The 22,830-nt window shown below is 71.7% G+C and carries 20 protein-coding genes; 12 read left to right on the top strand and 8 right to left on the bottom strand.

Going from position 1 to position 22,830, the window contains the following annotated elements; genetic code table 11:
- The first annotated feature begins 122 nt into the window (after positions 1-122).
- The gene (locus tag OG861_RS10290; RefSeq protein WP_329198375.1) at positions 123-464 is read left to right on the top strand and encodes a DUF3817 domain-containing protein; all 342 of its coding nucleotides are present in this window, start codon (positions 123-125) and stop codon (positions 462-464) included.
- Positions 465-552: 88 nt separating this feature from the next.
- On the opposite strand, the gene OG861_RS10285 is transcribed toward OG861_RS10290, so the two are convergent.
- Positions 553-1,539: a DUF5937 family protein gene (locus OG861_RS10285; RefSeq protein WP_329198376.1), complete on the bottom strand. Its 987-nt coding sequence runs from the start codon at positions 1,537-1,539 to the stop codon at positions 553-555.
- Between the two features lie 85 nt (positions 1,540-1,624).
- On the opposite strand from OG861_RS10285, the gene OG861_RS10280 reads away from it, so the two are divergent.
- The 4 genes from OG861_RS10280 to OG861_RS10265 all read left to right on the top strand — a co-directional run bounded on the left by OG861_RS10280 (position 1,625) and on the right by OG861_RS10265 (position 5,646).
- Positions 1,625-2,878, top strand: coding sequence for an MFS transporter (locus OG861_RS10280; protein ID WP_329198378.1), 1,254 nt, complete (start codon positions 1,625-1,627; stop codon positions 2,876-2,878).
- A gap of 21 nt (positions 2,879-2,899) precedes the next feature.
- Entirely contained in the window at positions 2,900-3,409 is a 510-nt protein-coding gene (locus tag OG861_RS10275) for a MarR family winged helix-turn-helix transcriptional regulator (RefSeq protein ID WP_329198380.1), read from the top strand.
- 83 nt (positions 3,410-3,492) lie between these two features.
- Positions 3,493-3,822 (top strand): DUF3817 domain-containing protein, encoded by a 330-nt coding sequence (locus OG861_RS10270; protein WP_329198382.1) that lies wholly within the window; start codon positions 3,493-3,495, stop codon positions 3,820-3,822.
- Between the two features lie 123 nt (positions 3,823-3,945).
- Positions 3,946-5,646 (top strand): acyl-CoA mutase large subunit family protein, encoded by a 1,701-nt coding sequence (locus OG861_RS10265; RefSeq protein ID WP_329198384.1) that lies wholly within the window; start codon positions 3,946-3,948, stop codon positions 5,644-5,646.
- A gap of 93 nt (positions 5,647-5,739) precedes the next feature.
- Here OG861_RS10265 and OG861_RS10260 read toward each other — a convergent pair whose 3' ends face one another.
- A complete protein-coding gene (locus OG861_RS10260; protein WP_329198386.1) occupies positions 5,740-6,378 on the bottom strand; it encodes a TetR/AcrR family transcriptional regulator in 639 nt (212 codons plus the stop codon).
- 252 nt (positions 6,379-6,630) lie between these two features.
- Here OG861_RS10260 and OG861_RS10255 point away from each other — a divergent pair, with 252 nt between their 5' ends.
- The 4 genes from OG861_RS10255 to OG861_RS10240 all read left to right on the top strand — a co-directional run bounded on the left by OG861_RS10255 (position 6,631) and on the right by OG861_RS10240 (position 10,839).
- The gene (locus tag OG861_RS10255) at positions 6,631-7,632 is read left to right on the top strand and encodes a tetratricopeptide repeat protein (protein WP_329198388.1); all 1,002 of its coding nucleotides are present in this window, start codon (positions 6,631-6,633) and stop codon (positions 7,630-7,632) included.
- A 581-nt stretch (positions 7,633-8,213) separates the two neighbouring features.
- The gene (locus tag OG861_RS10250; protein ID WP_329198390.1) at positions 8,214-8,867 is read left to right on the top strand and encodes a DUF6230 family protein; all 654 of its coding nucleotides are present in this window, start codon (positions 8,214-8,216) and stop codon (positions 8,865-8,867) included.
- Between the two features lie 108 nt (positions 8,868-8,975).
- The gene (locus OG861_RS10245; RefSeq protein ID WP_329198392.1) at positions 8,976-9,545 is read left to right on the top strand and encodes a DUF6114 domain-containing protein; all 570 of its coding nucleotides are present in this window, start codon (positions 8,976-8,978) and stop codon (positions 9,543-9,545) included.
- Positions 9,535-10,839 (top strand): hypothetical protein, encoded by a 1,305-nt coding sequence (locus OG861_RS10240; protein ID WP_329198394.1) that lies wholly within the window; start codon positions 9,535-9,537, stop codon positions 10,837-10,839. Before OG861_RS10245 ends, OG861_RS10240 begins: the two co-directional genes overlap by 11 nt.
- A 143-nt stretch (positions 10,840-10,982) precedes the next feature.
- Here OG861_RS10240 and pyk read toward each other — a convergent pair whose 3' ends face one another.
- The 3 genes from pyk to pta form a co-directional block, all read right to left on the bottom strand.
- Positions 10,983-12,416: a pyruvate kinase gene (gene pyk, locus OG861_RS10235; RefSeq protein WP_329198396.1), complete on the bottom strand. Its 1,434-nt coding sequence runs from the start codon at positions 12,414-12,416 to the stop codon at positions 10,983-10,985.
- A gap of 63 nt (positions 12,417-12,479) precedes the next feature.
- Entirely contained in the window at positions 12,480-13,694 is a 1,215-nt protein-coding gene (locus OG861_RS10230; RefSeq protein WP_329198398.1) for an acetate kinase, read from the bottom strand.
- Between the two features lie 57 nt (positions 13,695-13,751).
- Positions 13,752-15,854: a phosphate acetyltransferase gene (pta, locus tag OG861_RS10225; RefSeq protein WP_329198400.1), complete on the bottom strand. Its 2,103-nt coding sequence runs from the start codon at positions 15,852-15,854 to the stop codon at positions 13,752-13,754.
- A 233-nt stretch (positions 15,855-16,087) separates the two neighbouring features.
- On the opposite strand from pta, the gene OG861_RS10220 reads away from it, so the two are divergent.
- On the top strand, positions 16,088-17,113 hold the full coding sequence (locus tag OG861_RS10220; protein ID WP_329198402.1) for an ATP-dependent 6-phosphofructokinase: 1,026 nt from the start codon (positions 16,088-16,090) through the stop codon (positions 17,111-17,113).
- Between the two features lie 46 nt (positions 17,114-17,159).
- Here the strand turns inward: OG861_RS10220 and OG861_RS10215 are convergent, their stop codons facing one another.
- Positions 17,160-17,885 carry a helix-turn-helix transcriptional regulator gene (locus OG861_RS10215; protein ID WP_329198403.1) on the bottom strand — a complete coding sequence of 242 codons (726 nt, stop codon included), beginning with the start codon at positions 17,883-17,885 and terminating at the stop codon, positions 17,160-17,162.
- Between the two features lie 286 nt (positions 17,886-18,171).
- On the opposite strand from OG861_RS10215, the gene OG861_RS10210 reads away from it, so the two are divergent.
- Together OG861_RS10210 and OG861_RS10205 are read left to right on the top strand one after the other, a co-directional pair.
- On the top strand, positions 18,172-18,561 hold the full coding sequence (locus OG861_RS10210; protein ID WP_329198405.1) for a MerR family transcriptional regulator: 390 nt from the start codon (positions 18,172-18,174) through the stop codon (positions 18,559-18,561).
- A 103-nt stretch (positions 18,562-18,664) separates the two neighbouring features.
- Entirely contained in the window at positions 18,665-19,006 is a 342-nt protein-coding gene (locus OG861_RS10205; RefSeq protein WP_329198407.1) for a thioredoxin family protein, read from the top strand.
- On the opposite strand, the gene glgB is transcribed toward OG861_RS10205, so the two are convergent.
- Positions 18,996-21,281: a 1,4-alpha-glucan branching enzyme gene (gene glgB / locus OG861_RS10200; protein ID WP_329198409.1), complete on the bottom strand. Its 2,286-nt coding sequence runs from the start codon at positions 21,279-21,281 to the stop codon at positions 18,996-18,998. The two genes, OG861_RS10205 and glgB, sit on opposite strands and share 11 nt — an antisense overlap.
- Positions 21,278-22,729, bottom strand: coding sequence for a maltokinase N-terminal cap-like domain-containing protein (locus OG861_RS10195; RefSeq protein WP_329198412.1), 1,452 nt, complete (start codon positions 22,727-22,729; stop codon positions 21,278-21,280). Before OG861_RS10195 ends, glgB begins: the two co-directional genes overlap by 4 nt.
- Positions 22,730-22,830 lie beyond the last annotated feature (101 nt).

Here is a 22,830-nt window from a genome sequence, read left to right as displayed (position 1 = left end):
CAGCGGGCCGGGCCGAACAGGGCACCCTGGCCGTTATCCGCCACACGGGGCCCCGGTCAAGATCTCCAAGGGCGGCTGAGAGACTGGTTCGGACCATCGCCTCGACCCCCCGAAGGTTCCTCGTGGACATCAAGACCGCCTCCGCCCTGCACCGGCTGCGCCTCGTCTCCGTACCGGAGGCGCTGTCGTTCCCGGCCCTGCTGATCTTCGGCTCGCTGCTCAGCCGGATCTCGGACGTCAACCTGGTGATGCCGCTGGGCGCGCTGCACGGCATCCTCTTCGTCCTGTACGTGCTGTTCCTGCTGGACGTCTGGAACCGGGCGAAGTGGCCGGCCAAGAAGGTCGCGCTGTTCTTCCTGCTGGCCCTGGTGCCCTTCGGCGGCCTCTACGGCGACCGGGTGCTCAAGCGCGACGAGGCCGACAGCGTGGTGGCGGCCCGGGCGCGCGAGGCGGCGGCGGCCTGACCACCGCCCGCCCCACCCGCCCACGCCCCCGGCCCACCCGCCGGGGGCGTTCGTACACGTTCCGGGCCGCGACACCGGCGCCGCCCGGCTACGGCGGCCCGCCGCCCGTCAGGGCGATGGCCAGGGGCGTGCGTTCGTAGAGCACCTGGTGGCCGTGCCGGGCCGCGAGCAGCAGCCCCGCCGCCCGCAGGGTTCCCAGGTGGGCGGAGACGGTGGACGGGGCCAGACCCAACCGGTGGGCGAGGGCCGTGGTCGAGGCGGGTTCGGCCAGGGCGCACAGGATGTCGGCCCGCGACCGCCCCAGCAGGGCGGCCAGGGCCCCCGGGGCGGCCTCGGCCGGTGCAGCCCACAGCGCGCCGATCCCGCGGGCCGGGTAGACCAGCGTCGGCTGCCACGGCGGGTCGTAGCCCCCGACCACCTCCGGCCACACGAACGCGCTCGGCATCAGCAGCAGCCCCTGCCCGTCCAGGCGCCGGTCGTGGTGCGCGGCCCGGTCGACGGTGAGGGTGTCGCCGGACCAGGCCAGGTCGGGGTGCAGCCCGTCGAAGAGCGCCTCCAGGCCGCCGGCCGCCAGCCGCCGGGAGTGGAAGAGGATGTCGGCCTCCAGGAGGGCCCGCAGGCGCGGCCAGTGAGGGGCGATCAGGGCCTCCCAGGCCCGCTCGTGCAGATCGGCCAGCTCCCGCACCGCCCGCGCGGGATCCGCCAGCATCCGCCGGCCGGTCCCGCTCTCCAGGGCGCCCGGGGTGCAGGCCAGGGAGCGCCGGAGTTCCTCGCCGGCCGCCTCGGGGTCGGTGGCGCGGACCCGGGCCAGCTCCTCCTCGATGGTGACGCAGGGGCCGAGCGGCGGCGGGCTGAGGAAGTCCGGGTGGTGCCCCTTGCGGGGCATCAGCAGCCACAGCGGCCGCAGGTCCAGCGTGTCCGCCGCAGCCCGGATCCGCCGCAGCCACGGCAGGTGGTAGGCCTGGCGGCGGGCGTCGCGCAGCACCCGCACCGCCTCCTGCGTCTCCCAGCGCGGGGAGAGCGAGAAGCGGCAGCGCAGCAGGTCCACGGGGCCGAAGCGGAAGTGGTAGGCCATCCGCACAGTGTCCCGGTCGTCCCGCAAGATTCGGGCCGGGCCGAATCCCTGCCGCTGCGGGCGCCGTCGGGCCAGGGTTTCGGCCATGGCATCCGTCAACCAGACCACCGACGCCCCCGGCTACCGCTCCGTCCTCGCGGGCGGGGAGTTCCGGACCGTCTTCGCCGCGCACCTGCTGTCCGTGCTCGGTCTCGTCGTCGCCGAGATCTCCCTGACCGTCCTCGTCTACCGCGTCACCGGCTCGCCCCTGATGAGCGCGCTCACCTTCGCGCTCGGCTTCCTCCCCTACGTCCTCGGCGGCACGCTGCTCGCCGGCATCGCCGACCGGACCCCCGCCCGGCGGGTGCTCGTCACCTGCGACCTCGTCTGCGCGGCCTGCGCGAGCGCCATGGTCCTGCCGGGGACCCCGGTCGCGGGCCTGCTCGTCCTGCGCTGCGCCATGGCCTTCGTCGCGCCGCTGTTCCAGGGCACCCGCAACGCCTCCCTCGCCGACATCCTCGGGCCCGGCGAGGCGTTCGTGCTCGGCCGCTCGCTGCTGCGCATGGTGGCCCAGAGCGCCCAGCTCGTCGGCTTCGGCCTCGGCGGGCTGCTGCTCACGGTGCTCCCGCCGCGCGGGACGCTCGCCCTGACCGCCGCCGGATTGCTGGGCTCCGCGCTGCTGTTGCGCTTCGGGACGGCGGACCGGCCCGCCCGCACGGGTGCGCGTACCGCCCGCGGCACGCCGCTCGCCGGGCTGGGCGCCGTCCTCGGGGACCGCCGCAGGCGGGTGCTGATCCTGCTGTTCTGGCTGCCGCCCGTCTTCGCCGTCGTCCCCGAGGCGCTGCTCGCCCCCTACGCCGACGGCATCGGCGCCGGCCCGGCGGTCCTCGGGCTGATGCTGTGCGCGCTGCCGGTCGGCACCATCGCGGGTGAAGTCTGGGCGGGTTCCGCACTCACCGCCCGAACGCGTTCGCGGATCGTGGCGCCGCTCGCCTCCGTCGGCCTGGTGCCGCTGCTGGTGTACGCGCTGCGGCCGGGCGTGGCCGGCGTCCTGGTGGCGCTGCTGGCGGCCGGACTGGCGCACGCGTACACCCTCGGCCTCGACCGGATGTACCTCGACGCCGTCCCCGAGGAGCTGCGCGGCCGGGCGATGACCCTGCTCAGCACGGGGCTGATGACCCTCCAGGGCGTGGGCATGGCGCTGGCCGGGGCGGCCGCCGAGTACTGGCCGGTGCACCTCGTCGTGACCGCCTCGGGCGCACTCGGCACGGCCGTCGTCCTGCTGCTCCTCGCGGAGCTGAGGGCCACGGCCGATCCGGTGCGGGTGCCGAAGCGTGAGACGGGGCTGACCGCCAAATGACCGCCCGGTAGGGTCTGGTGGGTGCCCAAGCCGCTCAGCCTTCCCTTCGACCCGATCGCCCGCGCCGACGAGCTCTGGCAGCAGCGCTGGGGGCCGGTTCCCTCGATGTCCGCCATCACCTCGATCATGCGGGCGCACCAGATCCTGCTCGGCGAGGTCGACGCCGTCGTGAAGCCGTACGGGCTGACCTTCGCCCGCTACGAGGCGCTGGTGCTCCTCACCTTCTCGCAGGCCGGCGAACTGCCGATGTCGAAGATCGGCGAGCGGCTCATGGTCCACCCGACCTCCGTGACCAACACCGTCGACCGCCTGGTGCGCTCGGGGCTCGTGGACAAGCGCCCGAACCCGAACGACGGCCGGGGCACCCTCGCCTCCATCACGGACAAGGGGCGCGAGGTGGTCGAGGCCGCCACCCGGGACCTGATGGAGATCGACTTCGGGCTCGGCGTGTACGACTCCGAGGAGTGCGGCGAGATCTTCGCGCTGCTGCGGCCGCTGCGGGTGGCGGCGGGGGACTTCGACGAGAAGTGACGCCGAGGGGGTAGCGCGGCGTCACGGGGCGGCCGTGGGGCCCCCGTCAAGATCGCGCATATCGGACGGCTAGTCTCGGTGGCATGAAAAAGAGCGTGCTGACCCGGTACCGGGTGATGGCCTTCGCCACTGCCGTGATGCTGCTGGTGCTCTGCACCTGCATGATCTTCAAGTACGGATTCGACAAGGGCGCGGACCTGACCCTGGTGGTCTCCCAGATCCACGGCGTGCTCTTCATGATCTACCTGGTCTTCGCCTTCGACCTGAGCTCCAAGGCGAAGTGGCCCTTCGGCAAGATGGTCTGGGTCCTGGCGAGCGGCACCATCCCGCTGGCCGCGTTCTTCGTCGAGCGCAAGGTCCGCGCGGAGATCGAACCGCTGGTCACCGACGGCCTGGCCACCGCCCGAGCCTAGCGTCCGCCGGACCGCCCGCGCCTGGCGTCCGGCTCGCGCCGGACTCGCATCCACCTGCCCCCGGGACGACTCCCGGGGGTTTGCCATCGACATTTACTAGGACGTCCTAGTAAATTCATGGGTATGGACGCTGACGCCATCGAGGAGGGCCGCCGACGCTGGCAGGCCCGGTATGACAAGGCCCGCAAGCGCGAGGCCGATTTCACGACGCTCTCCGGAGATGACGTCGACCCCGTCTACGGGCCCCGCCCCGGCGACTCGTACGAGGGGTTCGAGCGCATCGGCTGGCCCGGGGAGTACCCCTTCACCCGGGGCCTGCACGCCACCGGCTACCGCGGCCGGACCTGGACCATCCGGCAGTTCGCCGGGTTCGGGAACGCCGAGCAGACCAACGAGCGCTACAAGATGATCCTGGCCGCCGGCGGCGGCGGGCTCTCGGTCGCCTTCGACATGCCGACCCTCATGGGCCGCGACTCCGACGACCCCCGCGCGCTCGGCGAGGTCGGCCACTGCGGGGTCGCCATAGACTCCGCCGCCGACATGGAGGTCCTGTTCAAGGACATCCCGCTGGGCGACGTCACCACGTCCATGACCATCAGCGGACCCGCCGTGCCCGCGTTCTGCATGTACCTGGTCGCCGCCGAGCGGCAGGGCGTCGATCCCGCCGTACTCAACGGCACGCTCCAGACCGACATCTTCAAGGAGTACATCGCCCAGAAGGAGTGGCTCTTCGAACCGGAGCCGCACCTGCGCCTCATCGGCGACCTCATGGAGTACTGCGCGCACGGCATCCCGGCCTACAAGCCGCTGTCGGTGTCCGGCTACCACATCCGCGAGGCCGGGGCGACGGCCGCGCAGGAGCTGGCGTACACCCTCGCCGACGGCTTCGGCTACGTGGAGCTGGGCCTCTCCCGCGGCCTGGACGTCGACCACTTCGCCTCCGGTCTCTCCTTCTTCTTCGACGCGCACCTCGACTTCTTCGAGGAGATCGCCAAGTTCCGCGCCGCCCGCAGGATCTGGGCGCGCTGGATGAAGGAGGTGTACGGGGCCAAGTCCGACAAGGCGATGTGGCTGCGCTTCCACACCCAGACCGCCGGTGTCTCCCTCACCGCCCAGCAGCCGTACAACAACGTCGTACGGACCGCCGTCGAGGCGCTCGCGGCGGTCCTCGGCGGCACCAACTCCCTGCACACCAACGCCCTGGACGAGACCCTCGCGCTGCCGAGCGAGCAGGCCGCCGAGATCGCCCTGCGCACGCAGCAGGTGCTGATGGAGGAGACCGGCGTCGCCAACGTGGCGGACCCGCTGGGCGGTTCCTGGTACGTCGAGCAACTCACCGACCGCATCGAGGCCGACGCGGAGAAGATCTTCGAGCAGATCAAGGAGCGCGGCCTGCGCGCCCACCCCGACGGGCAGCACCCGATCGGGCCGATCACCTCCGGCATCCTGCGCGGCATCGAGGACGGCTGGTTCACCGGCGAGATCGCCGAGTCGGCGTTCCAGTACCAACGGGCGCTGGAGAAGGGCGACAAGCGGGTCGTCGGCGTCAACGTCCACCACGGCTCGGTCACCGGCGACCTGGAGATCCTCCGCGTCAGCCACGAGGTGGAGCGCGTCCAGGTGCGCGAACTCGCGGAGCGCAAGGAGCGGCGCGACGCGGCGAAGGTCGAGCGGTCGCTGCAGGCCATGCTGGCCGCCGCGCGGGACGGCTCGAACATGATCCCGGCGATGCTGGACGCGGTGCGCGCCGAGGCCACGATGGGCGAGATCTGCAACGCGCTCCGGGACGAGTGGGGCACCTACACGGAGCCGCCCGGCTTCTGAGGGAACCCCCTGGCCGGCCGGTCGTCCCCACCTCCACGGTGCCCGGACGACCGGCCTTCCCGTTCCCGGCCCGCCCGTTCCCGCAGGAGCCGGTTACGCCTGGGCCGGGCCGCGCAGGCCGTGCATCAGGAGCGCCGTGAAGGTGGCCACCCAGAGTTCGTCGACCGGTTCGCAGCTCACCAGGGCGCGGTGCACCACCGTGCCCGCGATCACGTCGAATATCAGGTCGGTGGTGTGCCCGGTGAGGGACTCGTCCTCCTCGTACGGGAGTTCGCCGCGGGCCTGCGCGCGTTCGCGGCCCAGTACGACGAGACGTTTCTGCCGGTCCACGATCGCCGACCGGATCCGGTCACGCAGCGCCGGGTCCCGGGTGGACTCGGCGACCACCGCCATCAGGGCGGTACGGGCCTCCGGGCGTCGCAACAGCTCCGCGAACTGGAGCACCACGTCCTCGATGTCGGCTTCGAGCGAGCCCCGGTCGGGAAGCTCCAGCGCGTCGAAGAGTTCCGCGACCGCGTCCACGACCAGCTCGTTCTTGCCCGCCCAGCGCCGGTAGAGGGTGGTCTTCGCGACCCCTGCCCGGGCCGACACGTCACCCATCGTCAGCTTCGACCAGCCGAGATCCACCAGCGCCTCCCGGGTCGCCGCCAGGATCGCCGCGTCCGCCGCAGCGCTGCGGGGGCGGCCGGTGCGGCCGGGCGGGGAGCTGGTGCCGGGGCTGGGGGTGCGCATGGCCGAGACCATACCCGTCAGTAGCGGAACCTCCCGGGCCCCGATCCCTGTGGTTCAGATCACTGCCCCCGGACGCCCGGAGGGGACGGCGGGGAGTTACGCTACGGCTCGTAGCGTAAGAGCGACAACCACGCGAAGCTACAGGCGCCAGGTGGGGACCCGGCGCCGCACGGGGGATACCGGCACGGGAATTTCCCGGCCGGCTTGCCCGATCCTTTTCGTCGGCGCGCGCACACGGGGGAGGATGTACGCATGCAGCCCAGAAACATGTCCATGAGCGGCGTCGTAGACCTCGCCGCGGTGAAGGCGGCCGCCGACGCCAAGGCGAAGGCCGAACAGGCGCGCGCCGAGGCGGCCCGGCAGGGCGGCGGCGCGTCCGGCCCGTCCGCCGGCGCCGTACCGCCGTCCGCACTCGTCATCGACGTAGACGAGGCCGCCTTCGACAGCACCGTCATCCGCCTCTCCGACCAGGTTCCGGTCGTCCTCGACTTCTGGGCCGAGTGGTGCGAGCCGTGCAAGCAGCTCGGCCCGCTGCTGGAGCGGCTGACCGTCGAGGCGAACGGCCGGCTCGTGCTGGCGAAGATCGACGTCGACGCCAACCAGATGCTGATGCAGCAGTTCGGCATCCAGGGCATCCCGGCGGTCTTCGCCGTGGTGGCCGGCCAGGTGCTGCCGCTGTTCCAGGGTGCGGCCCCGGAGCAGGAGATCCGCGCGACGCTGGCCCAGCTGGTCCAGGTCGCCGAGGAGCGCTTCGGTCTGCTCGGGCTCCAGGTCGACCCGGCCGCCGAGGGCGCCGAAGCCCCGGCCGCGGCTTCCGCAGCCGGTCCCGCCGCCGGTCCGTACGACGCGCTGCTGGAGGCGGCGGTCGTGGCGCTGGACGCGGGTGACCTGGCCGGAGCGGTGCAGGCGTACAAGAACGTACTGGTCGACGACCCGAACAACACCGAGGCCAAGCTGGGCCTGGCCCAGGCCGAGCTCCTCTCCAGGGTCCAGCACATGGACCCGCAGGCGGTGCGCGCGGCGGCGGCCGAGAGGCCGAGGGACCCGCAGGCGCAGATCGCCGCAGCGGACCTCGACCTGGTCGGCGGTCATGTGGAGGACGCCTTCGGGCGCCTGGTGGACACCGTGCGCGTGACGTTCGGTGAGGACCGGGACGCCGTGCGACTGCGGCTGCTGGAGCTGTTCGAGGTCATCGGGGCGGACGACCCGCGGGTTTCGGCGGCCCGGACGGCGCTGGCCCGGGTGCTGTTCTAGGCGCTGCGTCGTGGGTGGTGCGCCACCGGCGATTTGTTGACACGGAGGTAAACAGCGGCCGCGCTTTGCCAAAACTTGGTAATCGCGGCTGCTGTTACTCCCAGTAAATCGAACCCCGTGTTCTGTCCGGTTGGTTCGTGTTCCTCCTCATTGTCGTGGCCCTGGGTAACACCCTGTGTTGCTGCCCGACGACGGCGCGCCGCACCGTGGTTATCCACCCGTTACCCGCCAGTAACGAACCCCCTTGTGTACCGGCCTGGAATGGACCACGATCGGCGACGCTCGGTCCTTCCCGCAGAGCCGCTCATCCGGAGCCGCGGCGAGGGTCCCCACCGAGCCGGCCGGTGGCGGTATCGCCGGCCGTAGGACAGGGGGGTCTTCGCCGCACCGGCGGAGCCTGTCCTCCTGGTTGCGCGAACGCGTGGCCCAGTGGTTGTCGCTCGGGGGTGAACGCCGGTGTACGCGACGCGGCTCTGCTGCGGCTCGGCCGCCAGCGCTCCTTCCCGAGGACGTAGCACTTCTCCCATCCCAGGACGGGCACGGCCCGGACCGGAGATGTACGTCCGAGAAGGAGGAACAAGATGAGTTCTCAGGTTCGTGGCGGGACCAGATGGAAGCGCTTCGCGCTCGTCATGGTGCCGAGCATCGCGGCCACGGCCGCGGTCGGTGTCGGTCTGGCGCAGGGTGCCCTCGCGGCGTCCTTCAGCGTCTCCGGCCAGGACTTCAAGGTCTCGGCCGACAAGCTGGACGGTGACGACCTGCTGCAGTACGGCAGCGTCGCCAAGGGCAAGGGCCTCGACGGCAAGGACGCGGCGCACCCGGTCACGATCTCCGGGTTCCGGCACGCCGAGATCACCAACATGTGCCAGTCGCTGGTGACGCCGATTCCCGGCCTCGGCGCGGTCACGATGAAGCTCCAGACCGGCAACAAGGGCAAGCCGGCGGTCGCGGAGAACATCTACCTGGACGTCGCCGAGCTCGACACCGACGCCACGTTCAGCAACCTCGACATCGGTGTCGCGGTGGACGCGGCCGGCGGCACGGCGGAGCACCCGACCACGCCGCAGGCCGGCACGGTGGCCAACGGCGCCCTGTTCTCGCAGCGCGCCAAGAAGGCCGTGCTGACGAACGTGCGCCAGAAGGCGTGGGCGACGACGGCGGGCACCTTCACGCTGCCCGACCTCAAGCTGCGTCTGCTCAGCGGTGACCAGCCGTGCTACCAGGACGAGAAGTAGTCGTTCCTGGCAGGTGAGCGGTAGAGGCGGGCGGTGGCGGCCGTCGCCGCCCGTCCCTCCGAGCACCACAGAGTTCTCCGTACCACCGTTTCCAGGGAGCTGTTGTCCATGAACCCCCAGGCCCCGGTTCGCGCCGCAGACGACGCTTGGCTCACCGTGGTGTACTACCGCTTCCGCGCCTGGAGGGGCGGCCGGCCCTTCTGGGCGGGCCTGTTCACTCTCATCGGCGGTTTTCCCATCGCGTACTTCCCCTACGCGGACCTCCGCCTGGGCAACATCACCATCGCCATGGCGACCACCGCGGGCGCGGGCTCGCTGATCATCGGCATCCTGCTGATGACCCTCGGCGTGGCCCTGTGGTTCCAGCAGGGCATCCGGGTCTTCGCCGGCGTGGCGTCGATCCTGCTGGCCCTGGTGTCCCTGCCGGTCTCCAACCTCGGCGGTTTCTTCATCGGCTTCCTGTTCTCGCTGCTCGGCGGCGCGCTCGCCCTGTCGTGGGTGCCGGGCAAGCCGGCCGGTCCCGAGGACCGCACCGACGCGCAGGAAGCGGCGGCGGACGAGGCGCAGGCGTACGCGGACGCCCCCGCGGGCTACGTCCCCGGACCCCGCGGCACGGAAACGGCTTACCCGAGCGAGACGACTGCCCACGCCGATGGCGGGAGGAACAGTGCGGGGTGACGAGACGCAGCAGGGCGTGGCCCCTGGCGCGGAGTCCCGCGAAAGAAGGGGTCCGCGGCACGCGGCGCCCCGGAAGTCGCTGCTGAACAAGATCCAGATACCCGTCGGCAAGACGATGGCGCTGGCGGCGATGCCGACGGCCGTGTTCGTCGGAATGGGTCTCGCCCCGAAGCTGGCCCTGGCCGACGACAAGGACATCCCCTTCGCGCCCGGCCCGTGCGTGACCCGCTCCGACGAGCCCAAGGAGTCGCAGTCCCCGACGCCGTCCGGTTCGCCGTCCGGTTCGCCCTCCGCCTCGCCCTCGCCGAGCGCGTCCGCCCCGACCGGCGGGAGCAAGGCGCCGAAGCCGGGGCCGACCCCGTCGGCGTCGCAGCCGGCCGCCGAGGCGGCGAAGCCGGCGCCGAAGCAGAGCGCCCCGCAGCCCTCCTCTCCCTCGCCCTCGGCCTCCGCGCCGGCGGCGAAGCCGAAGAACCCCCTGGACCCGCTGGGTGTCGGCGACGCGCTCTCGGGCCTGGTCGGAGGAATCACGAAGCCCCTCCAGGACGCGACGAAGCCGGCCCCCCCGGCGCCGTCCGCGTCCGCCAAGACCGCCACGCCCACCCCCGACCCCTCCGCGGACGCGATCCGCGAGGCGGCGAAGAAGGCGGGCGCCTCGGTCCAGGAGCTGCCGCAGGACGTCAAGGACACCGCCAAGGCCCCGAAGGACGAGACGGGCAAGACGGCCAAGGCGGCCGACGACGAGCCGACGGCCTCGCCCTCCCCGTCCGGATCCCCCTCGGCGACCAAGGACGCGGACGGGAAGGAACCCTTCCCCTGCCCGACCTACGACGCCAAGGCCCTCGCCGACGCCTCCCTGGAGCAGGGCATCCCGCTGCTGCCGGACGAGCCGTGGTACCTCGACAGCTCCCTGCTGACCCTCTACGGCCTGGACTACGCGGGCATCGTGGAGGTGAAGACGGCGGGCGGCAAGACCAAGAAGGTCCTCAAGTTCACCGCGGACTCCCTGGACATCAAGGACCTCTACCAGACGGTCGGCAAGACGGGGAACGTCGCCCACCTCAAGTCCCGGCCGGGCTCCACGTCCACGATCCGCGGCGGCAAGGTGACGATGTACACCGAAAGCCTCAAGGGGAACCTGTTCGGCCTGATCCCGATCGAGTTCACCCCGAACTCCCCGCCGCCCCTGAACGTCCCCTTCGCGTTCTTCACCAACGTCAAGGTCGTCCAGGCCGGCCAGTTCGGCGGCAACCTCACGGTCCCGGGCCTGCACAACTACGTAGGCCCCCCGGAGTAACCCGGAGCGGCAAACGGAAGCTCCCGGCAGCGGTCGCGCTGCCGGGAGCTCCGTCGTTCCCACGCACCGAGGGCGGCACCCGGACCCCGTGAGGGGTCGGGCGCCGCCCTCGGTCCCTGTGCGGCAGAGGGGGAGCGGGTGGGTCAGGCGGTGGGCGTGGCGCCACCGAGGTGGTGGACGCGGACCATGTTGGTCGTGCCCGGGACGCCGGGGGGAGAGCCGGCCGTGATGACCATGGTGTCGCCGGTGTTGTAGCGGCCGAGCTTGAGCAGCTCGCCGTCCACCAGGTCGACCATCGCGTCCGTGGTGTCCACGTGGGGGACGATGTAGGAGTCGACGCCCCAGCTCAGCGTGAGCTGGTTGCGGGTGTTCTGGTCCGTGGTGAAGGCCAGGATCGGCTGCTGCACGCGGTAGCGCGACAGCCGCCGGGCCGTGTCGCCGGACTGCGTGAAGGCGATCAGCGCCTTGCCGCCGAGGAAGTCGGCGATCTCGCAGGCCGCGCGGGCGACGGAGCCGCCCTGCGTACGGGGCTTCTTGCCCGGCACCAGCGGCTGGAGGCCCTTGGACAGGAGCTCCTCCTCCGCAGCCGCGACGATCTTCGACATCGTCTTGACGGTCTCGATCGGATAGGCGCCCACCGAGGACTCCGCCGACAGCATGACCGCGTCCGCGCCGTCCAGGATCGCGTTGGCGACGTCGGACGCCTCCGCGCGCGTGGGACGCGAGTTCGTGATCATCGACTCCATCATCTGGGTCGCGACGATCACCGGCTTGGCGTTGCGGCGGCACATCTCGATGAGCCGCTTCTGCACCATCGGGACCTTTTCGAGCGGGTACTCGACGGCCAGGTCACCACGGGCCACCATGACCGCGTCGAAGGCGTCCACCACGGCGGCCATGTTCTCGACGGCCTGCGGCTTCTCCACCTTGGCGATCACGGGGACCCGGCGGCCGACCTCGTCCATCACCTTGTGGACGTCCTTGACGTCGTTCGCGTCGCGCACGAAGGACAGGGCGACCATGTCGCAGCCCATCCGCAGCGCGAAGCGCAGGTCGTCGATGTCCTTCTCCGACAGGGCCGGCACGTTCACGGCCGCGCCGGGCAGGTTGATGCCCTTGTGGTCGGAGATGACACCGCCCTCGATGACGATGGTCTTGACGCGGAGGGCGTCGACCTCGGTGACCCGCAGCTCGACGTTGCCGTCGTTGATCAGGATCGGGTCGCCCTTGGCGACGTCGCCCGGCAGGCCCTTGTAGGTGGTGCCGCAGATGGACTTGTCACCGGGGACGTCCTCGACGGTGATGGTGAACTCGTCACCGCGCACCAGCTCGACGGGACCCTCGGCGAAGGTCTCCAGACGGATCTTCGGGCCCTGGAGGTCGGCGAGGACGCCGACCGCGCGCCCGGTGTCCTCGGAGACCTTCCGGACGCGGTCGTACCGCTCCTGGTGTTCTGCCTGGGATCCGTGGCTGAAGTTGAATCGGGCCACGTTCATGCCTGCCTCGATGAGTGCTTTCAGCTGCTCATACGAGTCGACGGCGGGGCCCAGCGTGCAGACGATTTTGGAACGGCGCATGGAGCGGATCCTATCGGTTTGTTTCGTAGCGGAATATTCCGTCTGGTGGAAAGTCCAAAGTGACTACTGGGTAACCAGCGCGTAGGCCTGGGTGGCGATCTCCAGCTCCTCATCCGTCGGTACCACGGCCACGGCCACCCGGGCGTACTCCGCCGAGACCAGCCGCGGCTGCGAGGAGCGCACCGCGTTGGCCTCCAGGTCGAGCACCAGGCCCAGCTCGGCCAGCCCGTCCACCGCAGCTTCCCGGACCTGGTGGGCGTTCTCGCCGACCCCGGCCGTGAACGTCACCGCGTCCACCCGCCCGAGCACCGCCGAGTAGGCCCCTATGTACTTCTTCAGCCGGTGCACGTACGCGGCGAACGCCGTCGACGCCGCCTCGTCCCCCTCGCCCGCGCGCCGCAGCACCTCGCGCATGTCGTTGTCGCCGCACATGCCCAGCAGACCGCTCTTCTTGTTCAGTAGCGAATCGATCTCATCCACCGAGAGGCCGCCTACCCGCGCCAGGTGGAAGATCACGGCCGGATCCAGATCCCCCGACCGGGTTCCCATGACCAGTCCTTCCAGCGGGGTCATGCCCATCGAGGTCTCCACGCAGACCCCGCCCCGCACGGCCGAGGCCGACGCCCCGTTGCCCAGGTGCAGCACGATCACGTTGACGTCCTCCACCGGCCTGCCGAGCAGCGCGGCGGTCGCCCGCGACACGCAGGCGTGGGAGGTGCCGTGGAACCCGTACCGACGGATGGAGTACTTGCGCGCGGTCTCGGCGTCGATCGCGTACCGGGCCGCGTACTCCGGCACCGTCGCGTGGAACGCCGTGTCGAAGACGGCGACCTGCGGGAGATCGGCGCGCAGGGAGCGGGCCACCTCGATGCCCGTCACGTTCGCCGGGTTGTGCAGCGGGGCCAGCGGGATCAGGCTGCGGATCTCCGCCAGCACCTCGTCGTCGATCACCGTCGGCCGGGTGAACCGGGTGCCGCCGTGCACCACCCGGTGGCCCACCGCGGCCAGTTCGGGGGAGTCCAGCCCCAGTCCGTCGGCGGCCAGCTCCGCCGCGACGGCCCTCAGGGCGGCCTCGTGGCCGGCTATCGCCCCGGCGCGTTCGCGCTTGCCGCCCTCGGCCCCGGGTCCGGTCAGCGGCTCGTGGACCAGCCGGGACGTCTCCTCGCCGATCCGCTCGACCAGGCCCACGGCGAGGCGGGAGGAGTCCGCCATGTCGAGCAGCTGGTACTTGAGCGAGGAGGAGCCGGAGTTGAGGACGAGGATGCGTGATGCGGTCACAGGTGCGGATGCCTTCTCTGGTGAGGGGGTGGCCGAAGGAAACGTGGGACGTACGGGTCAGCCGGCCGACGCCGGCCGGGCGGACGACGGGGCCGGCGACTGGGCCTGGATCGCGGTGATCGCCACCGTCGTGACGATGTCCTGGACCAGGGCGCCGCGCGACAGGTCGTTGACCGGCTTGCGCAGCCCCTGGAGCACCGGACCGACCGCGACGGCGCCCGCCGAGCGCTGTACGGCCTTGTACGTGTTGTTGCCCGTGTTGAGGTCGGGGAAGATCAGCACGCTCGCCCGCCCGGCCACCTCCGACCCGGGCAGCTTCGTCGCGGCGACGGAGGGCTCCACCGCCGCGTCGTACTGGATCGGCCCCTCGATCAGCAGGTCGGGCCGCCGCTCGCGGACGGTCTCGGTCGCCTTGCGGACCTTCTCCACGTCCGCGCCGGTACCTGAGGTGCCGGTGGAGTACGAGAGCATCGCGATCCGCGGCTCGACGCCGAAGGCGGCGGCGGTGGCGGCGGACTGGACGGCGATGTCGGCGAGCTGCTCGGCACCGGGGTCCGGATTGACCGCGCAGTCCCCGTAGACGAGGACCTGGTCGGCCAGGCACATGAAGAAGACCGAGGAGACGATGGACGCCTCCGGCTTGGTCTTGATGATCTCGAAGGCGGGGCGGATGGTCGCGGCGGTGGAGTGCACGGCGCCGGAGACCATCCCGTCCGCCAGGCCCTCCTGGACCATCAGCGTGCCGAAGTAGTTGACGTCGGTGACCACGTCGTTGGCCAGCTCGACGGTCATGCCCTTGTGGGCCCGGGCCTGGGCGTAGTACTCGGCGAAACGTTCACGCAGGGGCGAGGTCGCCGGGTCGATCAGCTGGGCGCCCGAGATGTCGATGCCCAGGTCGGCGGCCTTCTTGAGGATCGCCGGCTCCTCGCCGAGCAGGGTCAGGTCGCAGACCCCCCGCCGCAGCACCACGTCCGCGGCGCGCAGCACGCGCTCCTCGGTGCCCTCCGGCAGCACGACCCGGCGGCGCTCGGAGCGGGCCCGCTCCAGCAGCTCGTTCTCGAACATCATCGGCGTGACCCGCTCGGAGCGGGCGACCGACAGCAGGTCGCGCAGCTCGGCGGTGTCCACGTGCCGCTCGAAGAGGCCGAGCGCGGTCTCCAGCTTGCGCGGCGTCGCGGAGTTCAAACGGCTCTGGAGCGAGAAGAGTTCCGCGGCCGTGGGGAAGCTGTTCCCGGCCACCGACACCACGGGAGTGCCGGGCGCCAGCTTGGAGGCCAGCGTCAGGATGTCCCGGCCCGGGCGCTCGTTCAGCGTCAGCAGCACCCCGGCGATCGGCGGGGTGCCGGAGGTGTGCGCGGCCAGCGCGCCGATCACCAGGTCGGAGCGGTCCCCGGGGGTGACGACCAGGCAGCCGGGGGTCAGCGCGCCCAGGAAGTTCGGCAGCATCGCGCCGCCGAACACGAAGTCGAGGGCGTCGCGCGCGAGCCCGGCGTCGTCCCCCAGCAGTACTTCGCCGCCCAGCGCCCGGGTGATCTCGGCGACGGTCGGGGCGGAGAGGGACTTGTCGTCCGGCAGGACGTAGCAGGGCACGGGGAGGCGGGCGGCCAGCCACTCGGCGATGACGTCGCGGTCCTCGGCGGCCACCCGGTTGACCGCCATGGCCACGACGTGACAGCCGAGGCCCTCGTACGCCCGGTAGGCGTTGCGGGCCTCCGCGCGGACGGCCTCGGCGGAGTGCTTCGTACCGCCCACGACGGGCACGACCACGGCCCCCAGCTCGTTGGCCAGGCGGGCGTTCAGCGCGAGCTCGTCCGGCAGGTTGGTGTCGGCGTAGTCGGTGCCCAGCACCAGCACGACCTCGTAGTCGCGGGCCACCCGGTGGTAGCGCTCGACCAGCCGGGACACCAGCTCGTCGGTACCCTTCTCGGCGAGGACGGCCGAGGCCTCGTGGTAGTCCATGCCGTACGCGGACGCCGCGTCCTGGTCTATCCGGTAGCGCGCCTTCAAGAGGTCGAAGAGCCGGTCGGGGCTGTCGTGCAGCAGCGGACGGTAGACGCCCACCCGGCCCGTCTGCCGGGCCAGCAGCTCCATGATCCCCAGCTCGACGACCTGCCGGCCGTCCCCCCGCTCGATACCGGTCACATACACGCTGCGCGTCACGCGTGCTCTCCGTCCATGCTCGTCGATCTTTGTAGGTCGGTTGTCCCGGTTAGGGTGGGCTTGACCTCTTGACAATACCTCTGAGCCTAGCTACGACACCTGCCGGGAAAGAGCGCCCCGCCCCCGCCCCGTGGAACAATCGGACAAGGCCCCAGTAATACGCCTTTCAGATGTACGGCCGCCCGCCCGCACGCGTACGGCCAGGTACGACCAGGAGCAGGAGACACAGCACGATGCGTATCGGAGTTCTCACCGCAGGCGGCGACTGCCCAGGGCTGAACGCCGTCATCCGGTCGGTCGTACACCGTGCGCTGGTCGGACACGGAGACGAAGTCATCGGCTTCGAGGACGGCTTCAAGGGCCTGCTCGACGGCCACTACCGCCCCCTGGACATCAACGCCGTCAGCGGCATCCTGGCCCGCGGAGGCACCATCCTCGGCTCGGCGCGCATGGAGCGTGCCCGGCTGCACGAAGCCGCCGAGCACGCGCAGGAATTGTCCACCCGGTACGGCATCGACGCGCTGATCCCGATCGGCGGCGAGGGCACGCTGACCGCCGCCCGGATGCTCTCCGACGCCGGGATGCCGGTCGTGGGGGTGCCCAAGACCATCGACAACGACATCTCCTCCACCGACCGCACCTTCGGGTTCGACACCGCCGTGATGGTCGCCACCGAGGCCATCGACCGCCTCAAGACCACCGCCGAATCCCACCAGCGGGTCATGGTCGTCGAGGTCATGGGCCGGCACGCGGGCTGGATCGCCCTGGAGTCCGGCATGGCCGGCGGCGCCCACGGGATCTGCCTGCCGGAGCGCCCCTTCGAGGTGGACGCCCTGGTCAAGATGGTCGAGGAACGCTTCTCCCGTGGCAAGAAGTTCGCGGTGATCTGCGTGGCCGAGGGCGCGCACCCGGCCGAGGGCTCCATGCCGTACGAGAAGGGCGAGATCGACGCGTACGGGCACGAGCGCTTCGCCGGCATCGGCAACCGCCTGGCCGTCGAGCTGGAGCACCGCCTGGGCAAGGAGGCCCGCCCGGTCATCCTCGGCCACGTCCAGCGCGGCGGCACGCCCACCGCGTACGACCGCGTCCTCGCGACCCGGTTCGGCTGGCACGCCGTCGAGGCCGTGCACCGGGGCGACTTCGGCAACATGACCGCCCTGCGCGGCACCGACATCGTCATGGCCCCCCTGGCCTCTGCCGTCACCGAGCTCAAGCGGGTCCCGGACCACCGGATGTACGAGGCCGAGTCGGTCTTCTGACCGGTCCGGTCCGCCGCCGGCGTGGGGCCGCACCCCGTGCGGTGTCCTACATCGTGCCGACGGCCACCGCCCAGAAGCGGTCCACGATCTGCGAGAGGTACTCCCGGCCGCCGTCGCCCGTCGCCGTCGCGCCCCCTCCGCCCCAGCTCAAGGTCGTGAGCATCAGCGACTGGTACTCGCCGTGCATCTTCTCCAGCACCCGGTCCAGGTCCGCCCGGGGCACCGGCAGCAGCTTGCCGAGCGGCTTCGCGTACGCCTGCCAGCGGGTGGTCACCGCGCTGCGCAGCAGCTCGGCCAGCTCCTGCTCCTTGCCGGTGGCCCTCACGAACTGGGGCAGGTTCAGCCCCAGCGTCGCGGCGAGGGCGGCCGACTGCCGCTCGTTGCCCTTCCAGCGGCCGGAGTCCTCCATCTTCTGGTAGGCGTTCGTCTCCATCCCGATGCGCCGGGCCAGCTCGTCGGGGGCCAGGCCCCGGGCCATCCGGTGCTCCCTCAGGGTCACCGGCTCCGCGAGCAGTTCCCCGGGGGCGCACCACAACACACCGGCGAGCGCCGTGAGTTCGGCGGACGACGGCGAGATCTCGCCACGCTCCCACGCCATCACCGTCTCGGGCGCGACCGTCAGGCCGTACTGGGCGCGCAGGCCGAAGGCGACGTGGCCGGGAGCCATGCCCAGGGCCGCGCGGAGACGACGCGCGGCGGGGGCATTGAAAGGGGGGCTGGAATGCACAGGGCACACGGTAGGAGTTGCCAAGGCGTGGCGACTACAGACCATTCAAACAAGCTCATAACTCGTAGGAATGTCCTATTGAGTTCGCCGCTTTGGGTGGGTTTCCCGGCGACCGTCCGGTAATCGGATGGAGCGAAGATCCATTTCAGCGTAGGGATTTCGCCACTCGATTTCAGGGTTACCGGAACAACGGCCGAGTGATCCCCGTCACGGCCGTGAACCGGCCATCCGTCGCCCGCGTGATCCATACCGGGGCCCTCGCATACGGGGGTGGCGAGGGCCCCGAACGCCTCCTTGCCTTGACCTCGACGTCAAGGCTTACGGTCTCGGCATGCGAATCGGCGAACTGGCGGAGCGGGCCGGGACCAGCACGCGGACCCTGAGGTACTACGAGTCGCGCGGGCTGCTGCCCGCCCGGCGGACCGGCAACGGCTACCGCACCTACGACGAGGAAGACCTGCGCCTGCTGCGCCAGATCCGGGTGCTCCAGGACTTCGGCTTCGAGCTGGAGGAGACCCGGCCCTTCGTGGAGTGCCTGCGCGCCGGACACCCGGCCGGGGACTCCTGCCCGGCCTCGCTCGCCGTCTACCGGCGCAAGCTCGCCGAACTCGACGCCGTCATCGGCCGGCTGGCCGACGTACGGGAGACGGTCGCGCGCCAGCTGGCCGAAGCCGAGGAGGCGGCCGGAGGGGCCGCCGCACCCCGCTGTGAACTGGGCTGACCGCAGACCCGACCGCAGACCCGACCGCAGACCCGACCGCAGACCCGACCGCAGACCCGACCGGAGGGCCGCCAGAGGCCCGACCGGACGAACGGAGAAGAAGATGAAGGCTCAAGGCGTCGCCGAAGTGACCGATGCGGACTTCGGGACGGAGGTGCTCGGCGAACGCGGCCGGCCCGTGCTCCTGGAGTTCACCGCCGGCTGGTGCGGCCCCTGCCGGCAGATCGCACCCGTGATCTCCGCGGTCGCCGCCGAGGAGGCCGACCGGCTCAAGGTCGTGCAGATCGACGCGGACAGCAACCCCGCCACCGTCATCCGGTACGGGGTGCTGTCCCTGCCGACCCTCATCCTCTTCCGCGACGGCGAGCCCGTCCGGCAGATGGTCGGGGCCCGCGCCAAGCGCAAGCTCCTCCAGGAGCTGGAGCCCGAGCTCGCTACGGCTTGAACCAGACCGTCGCCATCGGCGGCAGCGTGAGGCGCAGACTCACCGGGCGCCCCTGGGCCGCGACCGGCTCGGGGCGCAGCGGCTGGAGGTGGCGCACCCCGCTGCCGCCGTACGCCTCGGAGTCCGTGTTGAGCACCTCGTGCCACTGCGCCACCTGCTCCGGCACCCCGATCCGGTAGCCGTGCCGGACCACCGGGCAGAAGTTCGACACCGCCAGCAGCGGCGAGCCGTCCTCGGCGTACCGCAGGAACGCGAAGACGTTGTCGTCCGAGGCGTCCGCCTCCACCCACGCGAACCCTTCCGGCACGGTGTCCCGCTCCCACAGCGCGGGCGTGGCCGTGTAGGTGTGGTTCAGGTCCCGCACGAGGTCGCGCACGCCCCGGTGGTCACCGGCCGCCGAGTACCCGGGGTCCACCAGCCACCAGTCCGGCCCGTGCTCCTCCGACCACTCCGCCCCCTGTGCGAACTCCTGTCCCATGAAGAGCAGTTGCTTACCCGGGTGGGCCCACATGAAGCCCAGGTACGCGCGGTGCGAGGCCCGCTGCTGCCACCAGTCGCCGGGCATCTTCGACACCAGCGCGCCCTTGCCGTGCACCACCTCGTCGTGCGAGATCGGGAGCACGTAGTTCTCGCTGTACGCGTAGATCATCCCGAAGGTCATGTCGTGGTGGTGGTACTTGCGGTGCACCGGCTCCTTCGACACGTAGCGCAGGGTGTCGTGCATCCAGCCCATGTTCCACTTGAGGCCGAACCCCAGCCCGCCCGCGTCCGTCGGCCGGGTCACCCCCTCCCAGGCGGTGGACTCCTCGGCGATCGTCACCACGCCCGGGCAGCGCCGGTACACGGTCGCGTTCATCTCCTGGAGCAGTGCGACCGCGTCCCAGTTCTCCCGCCCGCCCTGCTCGTTCGGGAGCCACTGGCCCTCCTCGCGCGAGTAGTCGAGGTAGAGCATGGAGGCCACCGCGTCCACCCGCAGCCCGTCGATGTGGAACTCCTGGCACCAGTACACGGCGTTGGCGACGAGGAAGTTGCGCACCTCCTTGCGGCCGTAGTCGAACTCCAGCGTCCCCCAGTCCGGGTGTGCGGCCCGCCGCGGGTCGTGGTGCTCGTACAGCGGCCGGCCGTCGAACTCGGCCAGCGCCCACTCGTCGCGCGGGAAGTGCGCCGGGACCCAGTCGACGATCACGCCGATCCCGGCCCGGTGCAGCGAGTCCACGAGGAACCGGAAGTCGTCCGGGGTGCCCATCCGTGAGGTCGGTGCGTAGTAGCCGGTGACCTGGTAGCCCCAGGACCCGCCGAAGGGGTGCTCGGCGACGGGCATCAGCTCCACGTGTGTGAAGCCCAGCTCCCTTACGTACGCCGGGAGTTGCTCGGCGAGCTCGCGGTACGAGAGCCCCGGCCGCCACGACGCCAGGTGCACCTCGTAGACCGACATCGGCGACAGGTGGGCCGGCCGGGCGCCGCGTGTGGCCATCCACTCGGCGTCCTGCCACGTGTGGTGGGAGTCGGTGACGATCGAGGCGGTCGCCGGCGGGACCTCCGTCCGCCTCGCCATCGGGTCGGCGCGCACCGTGTGGCCGCCGTCGGGGCGGGTGATGTCGTACTTGTAGAGGGTGCCCTCGCCGATCCCCGGCAGGAACAGCTCCCACACCCCGGTCGAACCCAGCGAGCGCATCGGGTACGCGCCCGGGTCCCAGTACGAGAAGTCGCCCATCAGCCGCACGCCCTGGGCGTTGGGCGCCCACACCGTGAAGCGGGTTCCGCTCACGCCCTGGTGTTCCATGACCCTCGAGCCCAGCGCCGTCCACAGTTCCTCGTGCCGGCCCTCGCCGATCAGGTGCAGGTCGAGTTCGCCCAGCGCCGGCAAGAACCGGTAGGGGTCGTGGACCTCGACACCGTCGCCGTCGTACCCGACGAGCAGGCGGTATTCGGGCACCTCGGTCAGCGGCAGCAGCCCCGAGAACAGGCCGTCGCCCTCGTCGAGGAGCTCGGCCCGCAGCCCGTCGGTGACGACGGTGACGGACTTCGCGTACGGGCGCAGCGCGCGGAAGACCACCCCGCCGGGCCCGGGGCGGGCGCCCAGTACGGCGTGCGGGTCGTGGTGGCGGCCCTCCAGCAGCCGGGCCCGCTCCCCGGCGTCGAGCACGGGCGCCGGCGAGACGCCCTGGGGCGCGGCGGCCCGCCGGGCGCGGGGGGTACGAGCCTTCCTCGCGGGCTCGGGGGCGGTAGCGGCTTCGTCGCGGACGGTCGGTGACGGCTGTCGTGCGGCGCTCACGCGAGCGGCCTCCTCGGGGGCTTCGGATGGGGCTGGGTGTGGGCGGCGCCGCCCGGGGCGGACGGCAGCCGGTGGGCCGGCCGCTGGGGCTCCGAAAGCCGCCGGATCGCCGCCATCGGGACGTGCAGCCAGTCGGGGCGGTGCCGGGACTCGTAGCGGGCCTCGTACACCGCCTTGTCGGTCTCGTACGCCCGCAGCAGGACCGGGTCCTCGCGCGGGTCCCGCCCGGTGGTGCGCGCGTAGCCCTCGCAGAACGCGGCCCGGCAGTCGTCGGCCCACGCGGGGGCGAACGGCCGGTGCGAGCGGGCCGCGTAGTCGAAGGAACGCAGTATCCCGGCGATGTCGCGCACCGCCGGTTCGGGGCGGCGGCGGTCGGCCAGCGGCCGGGCCGGTTCGCCCTCGAAGTCGATGAGCGCCCAACTGCCGTCGGGGGTGCGCAGGGTCTGCCCCAGGTGCAGGTCCCCGTGGATCCGCTGGGCGGCGACCCCGGCGCCCCGGGAGGCGGCCAGCGCGTCGAACGCCCCCCGCAGCCCCGCCTCGTAGGGCAGCAGCGCGGGTACTTCCCGGGCGGTGGCGGCCAGCCGCGCCGTCATCCCTGCGGCGAGCCGGGCGGTCTGCTCCGGATCCAGCGCCAGGGTGGGCAGGGCGTCGGCGAGCGCGATGTGCACCTCGGCGGTGGCCCGGCCCAGCGCGTGTGCCTCGGCGGTGAAGTCGGCCCCCGCGCCGAGCCGGCCCAGCGCGAGCTGCCACCCGTCGACGGAGCCGCGCAGGTACGGCTGGAGCACCCCCAGGGTCAGCGGTTCGGAGCCGGGCAGTTCGGCCTCGTACCAGGCGACGGGCGCGGGTACCCGCGCGCAGCCGACCTCGGCCAGCGCCCGGGGCAGTTCCAGGTCCGGGTTGATCCCCGGACCGACCCGGCGGAACACCTTGAGGATGTGCGAATCCCCGTAGATCAGCGAGGAGTTGGTCTGTTCGCCGGAGAGCGGCCGGGGCGTGGGCGCCGCCGGGATGAGCGCATGGGGGTCCCGCTCGAAGCGCAGCGGGCCGAGCGCGCCCGGGGAGCGCAATCGTTCCAGCAGCAGCGCCGCGAGCCTCGGATCGCCGAGGCCCTCGTACACGGCGTGCCCCGCGTACGGGCCCTGTTCGGCGTACCCGATCAGCGCGGGCGCGAGCGCCGGAGGCAGGTTGGGGCGTACCCCGAGCAGCAGCTGGTAGCAGTCCGAACTGCCCTCGGCGTCCACTCCGACGAGCAGGTGGAGCAGCCCTGGCGAGGCCCCGGGAGGCAGCAGTTCGACGGCCGAGACCATCCGGAGCCGGGTGATGGGGCGTCCCTTTCCGGCGAACCAGCGCTGTCTCGGCAGCCAGGCTCGCAGCATGGGCTCCAGCGGTCCGAGCGGGACTCCTGCCAGGCTTCCCTGGCGGCTCCGGGCGGATGCAGCCTCCGACATGGCGTCGCGTCCTTTCCCCGGGCCGTCACAGAATGCGCAGAGTGTCCCGGATGGCGATGGTTGCTGTCCGGCGGTGTGCGAGTGTCGGGTCAGGATGATCC

Origin of the sequence: Streptomyces sp. NBC_00539 (assembly GCF_036346105.1) — a bacterium.
Classification (GTDB): domain Bacteria; phylum Actinomycetota; class Actinomycetes; order Streptomycetales; family Streptomycetaceae; genus Streptomyces.
Note: the sequence above shows the minus strand (reverse complement) of the source record. Positions and strands in the feature narration are given on the sequence as shown.